The organism is Actinospineispora eucalypti (assembly GCF_039543365.1).
Classification (GTDB): domain Bacteria; phylum Actinomycetota; class Actinomycetes; order Mycobacteriales; family Pseudonocardiaceae; genus Pseudonocardia; species Pseudonocardia eucalypti.
This window is the reverse complement of the sequence record NZ_BAABJP010000048.1, coordinates 101053-115720: the sequence shown is the minus strand read 5'-3', so window position 1 is coordinate 115720 and position 14668 is coordinate 101053. Positions and strand designations below refer to the sequence as shown.

Below are 14668 nucleotides of genomic sequence, written 5' to 3'. Positions count from 1 at the left end.
CCCGACACTGCCGGACGGGGTGCTGTTCAACGTCGCGTTCGGCGGTTACCTGATCGGCTTCTTCGCGGTGTTCACCTGGTTCAGCTACTTCTCCCGGCGCTGGCTGTTCGTCGCCACGCTGCTCGGCGCCGGGGCCGGCTACGGGCTGTTCGCCGCGCAGCTTGGGGTGGTCGGTGCACTGGGTGGAGCGTTGGTGCTCGGGTTGGCCGGGTCCGCCTTCAACAGGGTGATCAGCCGGCTCTTCGACTGGGTGGGGCACACCACCGAGCTGCGCCGCGACGCCGGCCACACGGTGGTACTGACCTCGACCTGGGTGGGTCTGATGGTGCTCGGCCTGACCACGCTGGTACCGGCGCTGGTCAACCTGCAGGGGGCGCTGCTGGCAAGTCGCGGTCTGGTGCCGGCGGCATTGCTCGGCGTCGGGTTGACCGTCGTCGCGGCGGTCGGCATGTGGCTGACCACCCCTCCGGAGTCGCCCGACCGGGCCAAGCCCACGGACAACCCGTTCACCGGGCCGCTGACGGCGCTGCGTGACCGGTTCGTGCTCAAGATGGCGGCCATATCCGCGCTCACCCAGGCGACCATCTCGGTGTTCGACGGCTTCTGGGAGCTGGCGCTCGGTGACCACGCGTCGGGCACGGTGCACTTCCTCACCAGCTACGGGCTGGTGTCCGGTGGCATCGTGGTGACCGCGATCTTCTTCATCGCCGACCTGATCAGGCACTTCCGGGGCGGCGAGGGCGACTTCCTGCAGCGCTACCCGCGCGCGTTCGTGATCGGCATGGCCGCGCTGATGGCGGCGAGCGGGATCTTCAACCTGGTCATGCAGCTGGCTGGCGACCCAACCACGGGGATCGTCGTGCAGGGCAACGTCGGAGAGGCCGCGTCCACCGGGTTGAGCATCGGCACAAGCGCTGCTCTGGCCGTCTACTTCGCCAACCGGGGGGAGCCGCACAAGACCGGCCAGGCGGAAACGGCGAACGCACTGGCCGGCGCGGTGGGCAAGTTCGTCGCGCCGCTGGTGGCCACCGCGACCTGGGCCTTGGCGCAGTGGGCCGCGCTGGCCCCGCAGATCGCGCTGACCGGAATCGGCACCCTGGCCGTGGCGTTCACCCTGGTCGTCACCCGCCGGGGCCCGCCGCCGGGCGGCTCCGGTTCGGCCGGGCACGGTCGGCACCGGGGGCCCCCGCGCGGCCCGGCGGGCTGGTGGCACGCGGCGATCTGGGTGACCCGGCCGATCCAGTGGCCGGCCCGGGGGAGGCTCATCTCGGCACAGCGGCGGTTCGGCGGCCTGGCGGTGGGTGTGCTGGCGGCGGCGCTGTTCCACGGCCGGCCGGAATCCGGCGAGGAACCGACGAGGCGCGTCCGGGTGGTGGCGTTCGACCGGTCGGGCCGGCCGGTCCGGTTCGGCCCAGGGACGCTTGCCGCGCTGGCCGAGCTGCTCGACCAACTGCGGGCGGCGGGCCTGGTCGGTGACAACAGCACCCACACCAGCTCGCCCGACCAGTACGTCGACGGAGACGCCGAGATCAACCAGCTGCTGGGCTCCAGGGGCTATCACGGAGTGACCGTGGTGTACGTGCTGGACGGCGCCGAGAAACTCATCCCGCTGCGGATCAACGGCGACGTGCTGGACCACGGCGGCACCGCCCCCGCGCGCCGGGAGCTCGATGCGGTGCTGGCGGACCTCGCCAAGGATCCGGCTCTCGCCCCCGAGGACGCCTGGAAGGACCACGATCCCGTCGAGGTGTTCGCCGGGCTGTTGCTGGGCCGGATGCAGGTGCAGGTGGTCGGCCATCTCAACGTTCTGGCCCCGACCATCGAGGACCTGGCCGCCGAGGGGCGGGCGGCCGACCCGGCCGCGATCGAACTCGCGGCGAGCGGCCTGGCAGATGCGGCAGCGACCTTGGACGAGTTCGATGCTTTCCTCGCGCACGCCGCTGGCGGGGCCTCCGTCGATGAGCTGCGCACGGAGCACGCGCGGGCGCGGACACGGCTCGACGGCCTGCGCGACCTGCTGGACAAGGTCGAGACGGCATTGCGCGGCCTCGACGGGCTGGACTCGGCGGCGCGCGACACGGCGCTGGGCATCGAACAGCGCCTGGCGAACGAAGAGGAACTCCTCGCCGGGCTGACCGCCGGCGACCCGCTCGGCCGTGCCGACCAGGTCAGCGAGTTGTGGGGCATCGAACCCGGCACGTTGATCGACAGGTTCGACCAGATGATCCCCGAGCTGGCCGAACTGCCCGGTACACCGCTGGTCCGCGAACTCCAACGGACTGCCGAGCGGCTACGTGCCGTGTACCGGGAGATGCACGAAGCGTTGCTGGCGACCCGCTCGACAACCGATGCGACCCCGGAGCAGCACGCGTTGCTGGACCGGGCCGACGATGCCGTGCGGATCTACCAGGAATTCCTGGACGGGCTGACCGCAGGCACGCCGGCCGGTCGCGCCGCGCAGCTGGGTGAGTTGCTGGATGCCGAGCCTGGCCCCATCGCGGTGGAGCTGGCCGGGCTGCTCGCCGAACTGTCCGCGCTGGCGTCGACCGATCGGATCAGCCGGCTGATGGGCGACCTTGGCTTGCTGCGTGCCGAGTACCGGCGAATGCACGACGCGACCGAGCCGCGCGACGGTCCCGCCAATGGCCACGACGGGCCGCTGGCCTGGTACCTCGACGATGGTTGGGTGCCTGCGATCCAGGCCGCATTGGCCCAGGTGAAGCTGTTGCGACCGGTCCGCCCGGACGAGCACGGCTGGACGGCACGGGGCCCGCCGACCGTGATCGAGGTGACCGTCACCGAACTGGTCCGGTTGCTGGATGACGAACTGGGCGTGGGCATCGGGGCACAGGTTGCCGGAAACCTGATGGCGTTCACCCGGCGCGGCCGGATCTACGTGGTGGACCTCTGGTGGAACCGGCTGACCGTCCAGCAGCGCGCGCTGGTGATCGCGCACGAGTACCACGCGCACATCGCCGGCACGGTCACCGACCACGCCAAGCACACCCGGCAGACCCTGGACGCGTTGCACACCACCGGGGCGGGAGAGGCGGACGTCCAGGCGGTCATCGTGCTGGCCGGCCTGGACAGCTACCGGCGGCAGACCGTCGAGCTTCTCTGGGGGATCTCCGAAAACTACGAAGCGACGTACGCGGCGCTGCGCGGCGACCCCGCCGAGCGCCGCGCGCAGGTGCTGAAGGAGCTGACCTACCCGGCCGACGAGATCGCCGACCAGACGGCGGAGATGATCGCGGACGTCACCGAGATCGCCGAGCGGGCCGATCTTCCGGCCGCGACGCGGGCTGCCCTGGACGACCTGAAGCTGCGCCTCGCCCAACTGAGGCGGCAGTACACGCACCTGGCCCGGGACCGGGACGAGCGCGGCGCCATCCGGCCCGGGTTGCCGGTGGCGGTGGCGGTCATCGGCGTTGCAGCGGCGGCCGCGGTCCACACCGGACTGGTTCCGGCGGGTGGCTGGGTCGCCGGCGCGATCGCGGTGGCGGCCGCGCTGGTGATATGGCGCCGGCTGGTCGCGGCCGGGAGGCGGTTGCGCGCGGCCGCCCTGGCCCGGACGGCCCGGCTGGCCGGCGGGGCCAACGCGCTGGTGATCGGCGTGTTCACCGGCCTCGGGGCGGCGGCTCTGGCGGACCGCGCGGTGGTCACCGTGGCGGCCGTCCTTGTCGGCGGGTTGTTGGCGGCGCGCGGGCTCCCGGTGCGGAAGGCCGGCACGACCCGCTCCTCGCGGGGCCCGCCGGTGCGGTTGGTCGGGCTGGGCTTCGCGGTCGGTGCGGTGCTGTGGCTGGTCCTGGGTCGCGACGCCGACACGGCGCACGGCGCGATGGGCATGGCCGGGCTGTTGCCGTTCGGCTGGCAGCGCGGCCGGGGGCAGCGGACGCCGGCGCCTGGTGACCAGGACGCGGCCGCGCGTTCGACGCTGCCCCGGGACTTCCGGCTGCTCTGGCGAGGCCGGGTGGCCAGCGAGGCCGGCTCGTCGGCCTCCTCCGTGGTGATGCCACTGCTCGCGGCCTGGTCGCTGCACGCGAGCACGCTGCAGGTCAGCCTGCTGGCCACGGTGACCTATGGCGCGGGTGTACTGGCCACCCTGCCGGCGGGTGTCCTGGCGAGCCGGGTCCGCAAACTTCCGCTGATGATCGGCGTCGAGTGGGCGCGGTTCGGGCTGACCCTGTACATCCCGCTCGGGGCGGCGTTCGGCGTGCTCACCCTGGGCCAGCTGTACCTGGTGGCCGGGGTGCTGGGCGCGTTGTTCGCGGTCTACTTCGTCGCGTCGCAGAGCTACGTGGCCGACGTGGTCCCGGACGAGGCGGCGCGGCCGGACGCCAACGGCCAGCTGATCTCCGGCGCCAGCACGGCCCGCGCCGTCGGTTCGGCGGTGGGCGGTGCCGTGGCCGGGGTGCTCGGCCCGGTCGGCGCGCTGCTCCTGGACCCGCTCTCGTACCTGTACAACGCGATCCTCCTGGGGCGGATCCACACGCCGAACCAGAAGGGCAGCCGAACCTCGGTGCGCACCGGGCTGAAGTTCCTGTTCGGCCACCGGATCCTGCTCGCCCTGGCGCTGCACGACGGGTTCGCCAAGTTCTTCTACGGCGTCGTGTTCAGCGCCCAGGTGCTGTTTCTCACCCAGGTGCTGCACGCGCCGAGCTGGGCGGTCGGCGCGGTGCTCACCCTTGCGGTCGCCGGCGAGGTGCTCGGCGCCTGGTGGGGCCGCGTGGCCGTCAAGCGGTACCGCGGCGCCCGGCTGCTGCTGTGGGCGCCGCTGCTGTCCGGACCGTTGTTGCTGATCTACCCGCTGAGCCCGGCCGGGTGGGCCGGACTCGTCGTCGCGGCGCTCGTCCTCGCGATCAACCCGCTGGTGACCCAGCTGCGGATGGCCACCAGGAGCACTTACCTGCAGAACACCGCCCCCGGCGAAGTGCGGGCGCACGTGATCGCGGTCAGCCGGCTGATCGGTGACCTCGGTACACCGTTCGGCGCGTTGCTGGGTGGGGCGCTCGGCACCGCGCTCGGGTTGCGACCGGCCGCGCTGGTGGGGATGGCCGGGGTCTGGGCGGCCTCCCTGGTTCTGGTGTTCTCCCCGCTGCGCGGCGCGAAGACCCTCCAGGACGCCGAGCGCAACTCCGACAAGTACGCGCGGGCACTGGTCCGCAAACGCGAGGCTCGGGCGTCCGCCAAGGTCCGCAAGCGTCTCGCGCGGGCGTTCACCGAGGTCGGCCGGGGCGGCCAGGGCGTGTGGTCGTTCACCGGCCCGGCCGGTGAGCTGCTGGTCGACCCGGACCTGCCGAAGAAGCTGGCCGGCGACCCGGAATCGGAGGAAGCACTGCGCGACGACCCGGCGTCACGCGAGCGGCTGGTCACCTGGTGGCTGTCGGCGGGCCGCCGCCCGGTGCTCGAGGTGGACCGGCTGCGGGTCTACTCGGCGACCGCCGACGGCCAGCACGTACTGCTGGTGCGGTCGGACGCGGAGCTGCTGTTCGTCCTGCCCACCGGCGAGCGGGTGCGCGAAGCCCACCAGGCGTGGGCGGCCATGGTCGCCGGCCTGCCCCGGTACCCCAACACGCGGGAACCCGATTGGCCGACGCACCAGTGGCAGGCCGAGCGCGCCCGGGTCGCGCCCGCACGCCTGGGCACGGACGCCCTGCCCGAGGACGAGGTGCTGGCCTGGGTGCTGCGGCCGGACGGCACCGGCTGGTTCGTGCCGGTCGATGTGCGCAACCACCCGGACATCCGGCACACCGTCGCGGCGGGCGGCGGCGAGATCCTGGCCGGCGGCGAGATCCAGCTGGGGCGGATCGTCGGCACCCCGGTAGCCACCCGGTTCAACGTGCGGACCCGCTATCATGCGGGGAACGGCCCGCATCAGAACCGGCTGGTGTACGCCGTGGGACGGGCGCTCCTCGCCCTGCACGGCATCACGGTCGCTCCCGATGCGGTCGGCGGCCACTTCCAACGCCGGTGGCTCGGCCAGGCTGGCTTCGCCCAGTTGGGTGTGCTGCTCGCGGTGGCCGCCGCCGGCCCCGCGCTGGCCGTGCTCACCGCGTTGCCGAGCCACGCCGCGGTAGCCGGCGCGGTGGCTGCCGCGCTCGCTGCCGGGGTGCTCGCCGCCATGCGGTGGTTGCGCGGGGAGAAGCGACCGACGGCGGCTCGCTTCCTGGCCGGTGCCGTGCTCCTGCCGCTTGCCTGGGTGCGGCCGCACTGGGCACTCGGCGCCGGGCTCGCCGCGGCCATCGCCTGGGTGTGGCGCACGCTCATATCGCCGCCGGCCGGGCCGCCCGGATCCGGCCGGGAACATGCTCTGCCGCTTGTGGCGCGGCTGGTTCGGCGCGGGCTGGCCATGCTCGGGCGCGGGGCTCGTACCGGTGGGCGGGGCCATGACCACCCGCTGGCCTGGTACCTGGACGACGGTCAGGAACTCGCCGTTCGGTGGGTCCTGCCAACGGTGCGGCGGGTGCGTTCGGTCCGCCAGGACGAGTACGGCTGGTCGACCGCGCGCGGGCCGCCGCCGGTGGTGGAGATGGTGTCTGCCGCGCACCTGGCCGAGCTGATCGACGGCGACGGCGCGCAGATCGCGGCGAACCTGATCGCCTACACGCTCCGCGACGTCATCTACGTGCTGGACGCGGCCTGGTACGGGCTGAACGACGCTCAGCGGAAGCTGGTGATCGACCACGAAGTCGACCCGGGCGCCGACCACGACGTGCACGCCCGCCGGACGCTCGAGCGCCTCATCACGCTCGCGGACCGCCGGCCGGGCATCGGTGAGCTGCTGCCGCACAGCGCCGCCGAAATCCAGGCCCGGGCCGGCCAGCTCGGTGTCGCATTCGTGGCGTACCTGGCCACCCGCACCTACGGCGGGTTGCGGCTGCGCGACGCCAGCCGGGGCGAGTACGCCGGGCCGGCCTACCTGGCGCTGCCGGTGCGGATGGAGGTGCTCGACGGGGACACCGCCGGCGGAGCCGGCGTGCTGGGTCGGGCGCCCAGTTTGGCGCCCGACGGGGACACCGCCGGCGGGCGGGTGGTCGGCGCGGTCTCTGTGCAGTTCGAACGCCAGGCGCACGGAGTCCTGCGCCTGGACCTGACCAACTGGCACCTGGATCGGTCCGCGCAGGGCAACGGGTTCGGCGGCGCGCTGCTGTGGACGCTGGAGGACTGGCTGGCCGACTCCGGCGGCGGCGTCATGGGCGTGCGGGGCAGCGGCGCCGGGCGGTACTTTTTCGCCACCCACGGCTTCGAATGGCTGCCCGGCGCGGAGCACCAGGCCAAGGCGGCGCTGCGCCAGCTCATGGCAGAAAAGCATCTGGTCGACGCCGAGGCGAAGATCCAGCCTGACCCGCGCCTGGCGCGAGAGAGCACGGCCGCGGAGGACGTGCTGCGCCGGGCACGCACCCACCGATTCGGCGAGCCGGGATATCCGACGCCGCGTGAGATCGCGATGGCCGGCTGGCCCGGCGAGCTGGGCGCCGGCGTCAGCTGGATCGGCAAGCGCGCGATGCGGACCACGGCCGCCGGCGTGGACACCTACTTCCAGGGCGAGAAGCGGGTCCCAGCGCATTCCTCGCCACCCAGCCCTCTCCGAGGTGGCGGGCGTGGCAGCCTGCGTGCGCACGCCGGGCTGGGGTTGGCCGCGGTGTTCGGGCTCGGCCACTGGTCCGGGTTCGGCCTGGTCCCCGACGGTCGTTTCGGCGCGCTGCTGGTCGCGGTTTCGGCGGGCGGCGTGCTGATCGTGCGGCGGCTGCTGACCGATTACCTCGCACGGCGTGCCCGGGGGCCTCCGCTGGCCCAGGAACGCCGCTGGTTGGGCCGGATCGCCAAGGCTCTGGTGTTTGTCGGGGTCGCCGCGGTGTGGCTGGTCGCCCCGTTCGTCAGCCCGGCCGCGGCGGATGCTCGGCCGCCCGCGCAGGCCGCCGCGGTTGTCGTCGAGCGCGCCCAGGCCCCGCCCGGTGGCCAGGACATGGACCGGGCGGCTCTGGCCCGGCGGGTGCGCGCGGTGATCACCCGCGCGAACCAGCTCGATCTCCGGATCGACTCGCTGGGCTATCTGGACCTGGAATCGCGGGCCAGCGCCTTGAAACTGCGTGCGGAGGACTTCTCCGATGACGCGGACTCGCGGCGGATCAGCGCGGCCGCCCAGCGGATCGTCGACCGGACGGTCAGCCCGCTCCCCGAGGACCTGTACCCGAGTTCGCTGTCCTACATGTTGGGGCTCATCGACGACCCCTCGAACGACGCGGCCGGTCTGGCGTTGGAGGTCCGCCGCCTCGAGAGATCTCTGGGCGAGGCCAGCACCAGTGTGGATCGCTACGCCGGCGAGGAGCCGACGGTACGGGCGGAGCTGGAACGGTTGGAGGACGAGCAGCAGGGCCGAGAAACCCGCCGGCGAGTGATCGTCTGGGCGCTCGTGTTGGGCGCGCCCGGGGCGATCGCGGGCCTCTGGTGGGGTGCCCAATACCGGTCCGTCAAGCGTCGGGAGGCGGAAGATCGGCTGCTTCGGCTGTCGTGGAAGGTGGCCGAGCTTCCGGACGACGCCGCCGGCAGCATGGCGCGGGGTTCGCTCGGCGAGGCGGCGACCGAGCTGGACCAGCTGGCCGCCGCGCTCGAGAAGCTCGCGGGTTTCGCCGACCCGCGCCGGGGGTCGCTCGACGTACCGGCCTCGCTGGAGAAGGGGCGCGCGGATCTGGCCCGGCTGCTCCGGCTGCACGCGGTGTTGGCCGAGGCGACCGGTGAGGCCGCGGTGTCGGAGGAGTTCTGGCGGCGGGCGTGGCAGGTGCTGGCCGAGACCGATCGGCCGGGGGAACGGCGCGAACTGGGTGAGCGGTTGTTCCTCGCCCTGGCCGGGGCGGTGGATCGCACCGACACCGAGACCGGACAGTGGCATTTCCTGCGTTCGTCAGGTCGGGTCAACGAGCTATTCGCCGTGGCCGGATCGCCCTCGGTGCCGGCGTGGCTGACCGAGTACTGGTCGTCCGCGACGGTGGCGCAGCGGCTGCGGTTCGCGGTCGAGTTCTACCGCGAGGCCATCGACCTGCGTGCGGTCGGGCTCCGGATCGACGCGCTGCAGTCTACGGGGCGGTACCACTTCGAGACCTTCAAGAGATACACCAACAGCCTGCGGGAGATCACCGGGCGGGCACACAGCTCGGCGGCGGTTGCCGGGGCGGTGCAGCTGCTGGCGGCCCGGGCCGGCACCCGGCTGGTCGAAGCCTGGGAGACGCACTCGATCGCCCACGACCCGTCGCTCACGAAGGGACCGACGCCAGAGTTGTGGATGCGGGCGTGGATGGTGCTCTCGACGGTGCTGGAGGCGCCGTTCGCCGAGAAGCCCGCGCTGCACCGCGATCTGCTGCGCAAGCTGATCGCGGCGGCGCCGGTACCGATGAACCTGGGTGACCTCGACGACGCCGGGCACCGAGCGGCGGTGCAGGAGCTGTTGTCGGCGTTGGACTCGGCCTGGCTGGCCGACGCGCTCGCCCGGGCGCGGATGTCACACGGCCCGGAGTGGTTGTACGACCGGGCGTGGGAACGGCTGTCGGCGCGCAACCGGCTCACGCTCGCACTGCTGGTGGCGGTCTCAGGCAACGCCGACTGGGTGGCCGAACTACCCAAGCGGCGCCGCACCGAACACCAGCTGCTCGGGTTGATCATGCTGTTCACCGAGCCGCACATGGACCCGTATCGAGAGTCGTTGCTCGGGTTGCTGGCCGAGCTGCCCGGTCGGGAGTCGCGTTCGGACCGTGCGCAGTTCCTGGGCGCGTGGACCACCCTCGTCTCGGCGATGGAATGGACCGTGCCGGTCATCGAACTCGACCCGACCGAGGCTTCAGCACGGTCGAGAAACCGGTGGGTTACCGCCGTGCTTAACCGCCCCCGCCCACAGGAACTTGCCGTGCCCGAGCTGCTGGAACGGGTCCGCGCCCAGCTGGCGGCGCGCCCACCGCCGGACCGCCCCGGGGTGATGGAACGCACTGCGGTCGAGCTGGAGCGGCGCGCCCGCGCCGCCGCGGAAGCGTCCCTGGGTGCCCGGCTGGATCCCGGCCTGCCGCTGCGGCTGGAGATCGGCTCCGAGGAATTCAACGCCCTGGTGCGCTACCTGCCGGTCAGCCATGCCACCTACCGCAAGCTGATGGGCCGGTGGCTGGAGGAATGGCAGCGCACCGGTGACCGGGCCGCCGCGGCCGCTGTGTGGGACGCCGCCTGGCGGGAATGGCTACCGGCCGCATCACGGCAGGTCATCGCGCGCGTGGAAGCCCCCGACGAGATGACCTGGCGTGACCCCGACGGCCAGGAGTTCACCGTCGGGGTGTCCCGCGACCCGATCGAGATCATGCACCTGGGCCACGGCAGCTCGTCCTGCCTGTGCCTAGTCAAGGGCGGGCGCCGGGACGACACCCAAGCCCACTTGCTGCATCCCAGGATCGCGGTCGTCTACGTCCGCAACCACGTGGCGAACGAACCCGACCTGCGCGTCGTCCGCATCACCGTGTTCGTCACCGACAAGGGGATCATCCCGACCAGCCGTCTCTACAAGTGGGGCAAGGGCGAGTTCACCGACGCATTCGCCACCTACCTGAAGGCCTGGGCCGACCACACCGGACGCCCCCTGCTGGCCAGCACCAACGAGAAGATGCCCAAGATCCTCGATGGGCAGAGCGAAACGGTCGAGCTCACGCTGGACTTCCCCACACCGGGCGTACCCGCCCACAAGATCTGGCTCGACCTCACCTGGCAGACCTTCACCATGCCCACCAAGGTGACCTGGAACCTCCGCCGCTACACCCCACACACCCAGGCGCCCACCGACACCGATGGTGCCCCGGCCGAAACTGGAACCGAAACCGAAGCCACCCCGGTGGCGGCGCCCCGACGCGGGCCACTGGCGCGCATACGCGCCGCGCTGGCGGTGTCCATCTGGGTCCGCCGGGTTGTTCTGGCCGCTGTGACCACCTTTGCGTCATGGCTGGTCGTCGTGCCGGCGGCGGCTGATCCCGGTGGGGTGACCGGTGCGCTCGGGGTGCCGGGTTGGTCGCTGGTGGCCTCGGGTGCGCTCTTCGGCGTCTCGGCGGTGCTGGCCGGGCTCGCCTGGGTGATCAACCGCCGGGGCCCGCCGCCCGCCGAGCCGGCTCCGGGCACGAGCGCGGCCATCTTCCAAGGGTTCTTGCCCGGCGAGGAGTCGGCGTTGCGCACGGTGCTGCAGCAGGCATGGCACGAAGACCTGGCACGTCCGGTGGATCCGGACCGCCTGCCGGGCGCACCGCATGATCCGCCGGGGACGGTGGTGCTGATCCCGGGTGAGTACCTGCGGCAGCGGGGCCTGAGCCGGCTCGCAGACCGCCTCGGCGCCTACACCCTGTGGATCGACGGCAACCCGGTGCTCGTCGTCACCGAGGAGATTCTCGCCGTCCGTTCGCGGCACCAACCGGACCGGATTCGTCCGGGTGAAGTCGTCTGGGTCCGCCAGGCGGCGCCGACCAAGCCCGGGCGACGTGGTGATCACGGTGCCGCCCGGCCGGGCGTGCTGGTTGCGCTGGCGGTGGTGCCCGTGCTCGGCGGCCTGTTGGCCCAGGCACCGGTGCTCGGCGCGGCCGCCGCCGCGCTGGCCGTGGTGGCGTTCGCCGTCGTCCGCGCGGTTCGCCGACACGGTGCCGCACCGGACCACGTCGGCCGGGTGACGATGCGCGGCAAGGGCGGCGGCCGGATCGGCCGGGGGTCCGCGGTGTGGATCGGCAACGGGATGGCGATCAGCGCCGCGCATGTGGTCAGGGGTTGGCCGGCGGATTCGTTCTTCGTGGACGGCAAACCTGTCCTGGGCATGGTCATGCTGCGGCCGGGGCAGTTCGGATCACCCGACGACGTGGCGCTGGCCCGGCATGCCGTCGCGCATGCCCGCCTCGAGGTGGGGCTCGGGGAAGTCGTCGACCTGGTTCTCCTGATCACCACGGCCGGACCTGCCAAGTCGAGGTCGGCCGCCCGGCCGGCTCCCCGCATCGGTGAGTCCCTCACCGTCACCGGCTTCCCCTGGGGGCGCCTGACCACCCGCCGCGGCCCGGTTGTCCGCGTCCGTGACGGCCACTACCGCGTGGCCGCGTACCTGGGTCCGGGTGCCTCCGGCGGGCCCGCTCTCGACGGCGATGACGGCATCGGCGGAATCGTGTCCTTCAGCAACGCGGGTGCTGGCTCCACGACTGTCGTCGCGGCACCGGTGGTCGCCGGCTTCGCGGTCAGCGCGTTGCGGCATTTCTTCAACTTGCCGTCGCTGATCCGGGTGTTGTTCGGCGAGGAAGCGCAGGACAACGGGCTGAGCCTGACCTGGATCCAGGCCAGTCTGGCCCATCTGCACGGTGTTTCCCTGTCCCTGCCGGCCGTGCGACGGCTGATCCGCGGCATGGAAGGCTTCACGGTCGAAGGGCCGGACGCCGTGCGCCGGGGCGGCACAGTCGCGCCGTCGGCGGAGACGGTGTCTGTGCGGGACCTGCGGCGCGCGGTTGCGTGGGCACGGCTCCGGCAACTGGTTCGGCGGCCGGCGGTGGTTGCCGTCGGCCGAGTTGCCGCCGGTAGGGTCGCCGCCGGCTCGGTGGTCGCGCTGCCTGCCTGGGCATGGCCGCTGAAGGTGGTGGCCGTCGCTGGGTTCGCGCTGGTCTCCGGTGGGGCGCTGGCGTGGCTGAAGGGCGGGGGAGGGGCTCGCTCACCGCCGGTGGATATCGACGCGCTGCTGGGACGGGCGCGGAAAAAGCTGGTCGCGAAGCGGTTCGGGCCGGCCGACAAGCTTCTCAATGAAGTCCGGTCCGCCGGCGTCGGCCGGATGACCGAGCAGCGCCTGCGGCGATTCACCGCGACGCACCGCGCACGACTGCTGATGGTCTATCGGCCACGGGGTCAGTTGTCCCTGTCCGCGTGGTGGCGGCTGGCCTGGCCGTTGTTGGGTGAGCTGGCGAAGACTCCCGCCGCGCACCGCGACGCGCTGGACGACCTGCTGCTCAACAGGATGCGGCACAACCTGGAGCACGGGGATTTCGACGCCGGGCCGTACTGGGACTTCCTTGCCGCCGCCGACTGGGTACACCTCGGGCAGGGCGCGCGCTGGGCCGAGCGAACCGTCCGGGAGCGGCTGGCGCTCGGGCTGTGGCAGGCGACGACCGGCCCGGGCGTCCCGGCGATCCCGGTCGCCGACCGGGCGACGCTGCTCGGGCTGGTCGGGCTGTGGCTGCGCGACCGGCGGGTCCCGGAGTACATGCCGGTGTGGCCGCGCGACGGGGAGACCGCCGCGCTGCGGGCACTGCTGAGCGCCGCCGCCGACGAGCTGGTCAAGGGCCGCACCAAGCACGCCGCCCGGTTGCTCGCCGTCGTGCAGGTCGGGATGCGCCGGGTGGAGCAGCCGGACGAGGAGCTTGACCGCCTGCTCACCGCGGTCAGCTATGCCGTCGAGGCCGCCGCGGCGGACGCCAGGACGACCCGCCCTGGGCAGTACCTGCCCAGTTGGGGCGCGGTTCTGCTGACCTTCGGGTTCTCGATGCTGGCCAAGATGCTGGCCATCAAACCGGGGCTGCGCCGGTCGCTGCCCGAGCCCTTCGACCTGTTCTCGCATGCCGGCAACCTCGGGGGTGGTTGGGCGGTGGGCATGCTGGCGGTCTTCGTCGGCTACTTCGTCCTGCGGACCGGCCGGGGATACCTCACCGGCGACCGCCTGCACGCCTTCCGCGCCCGGTGGGTGCCCGGGGTGCTGCTGTTCACCGCCGCGATCAACGCGTTCACCGAGGTGCGGTGGATGGTTGAGAATGTCGGCGTTGCGCACGCACTGTTCGGGCCGCACACCGTGGCCGACCCCCTCGACCTGGTCTACAGCGTCGCGATCGCGGGCTTGGTGGCGGCCTTCAGCTGGCGCGAGCAGGACGTCCGCGGCGCTGGGGAACCGGCCAACGGCGTGCTCCTGGCGGGCGCGCTCGACCGGCGCCAGCTGGCGCGGTTCGAGGCGGTGCTGCCCGGGTTGGTCCGGCACGCGACGGTGCGGCCGGCGCGCGACGGGCAGTGGCCGGTGCTCGAGATTCCGCGCAACCGGGCGGTGCGGGCGCAGCTGCGTGACGCCGGCCTGAAGGACGTCGCGGTCCCGCCGTTGACCTACCACTGGGCGGATCGCGGCCAGCTCGTGAAGATCGTTGCGCCAAGGGTCGCGCGTCGGGCGGGTGGCCTGACGCAGCGGGCCGCGCGTTGGGTGGGCCGCCTGGCGAAGCGGGCCCCGGGCGCGCGGGCGCGCGGCGGCAAATGGGTCCGGGTGCCGCGAATGCGGGTGCTCGGCCTGGCCTCCGAGCGGCTGCTGGGCGTGACGCTCGCCGCCGGGGTACTCGCCGGCGTCACGCTGAACGTGCTCGGCGCGGGATGGGTGCCGGTGGCGCTCGGCTTCACCGCTGCCTTGGCGTCCATCCTGGTGCCGGCCTGGCGGGCGGAACCGGTCGAGGGACGGCCCGGCTACGGGTGGGCGCGGCTGTTCGGCTGGCTGGGCTACCAGCTGTGGATCACGCTGCCCACCCTGGTCTACGGCGTGGGCAGCGGGATGTGGGTCGGCGGCGTGCTGGGCTGGCTGGTCCGGGGCATCGCGTGGCGGTGGGGCAACCTGACCAGGAACCCGTTGGTGTTCCCGTCGGGAGCGAAGGTCATCCGGGTG

Annotated in this window: 1 protein-coding gene (cut by both window edges); it reads left to right on the top strand. The window is 72.8% G+C overall.

Every position in this 14668-nt window falls within one protein-coding gene, locus ABEB12_RS34570, for an alpha/beta hydrolase (RefSeq protein ID WP_185063277.1), read on the top strand. The gene is 49467 nt long; 22361 of those nucleotides lie to the left of the window and 12438 to its right, leaving coding positions 22362-37029 in view — codons 7454 (partial) to 12343 (complete); the first complete codon in view begins at nucleotide 2. Both codon boundaries (start and stop) fall beyond the window edges.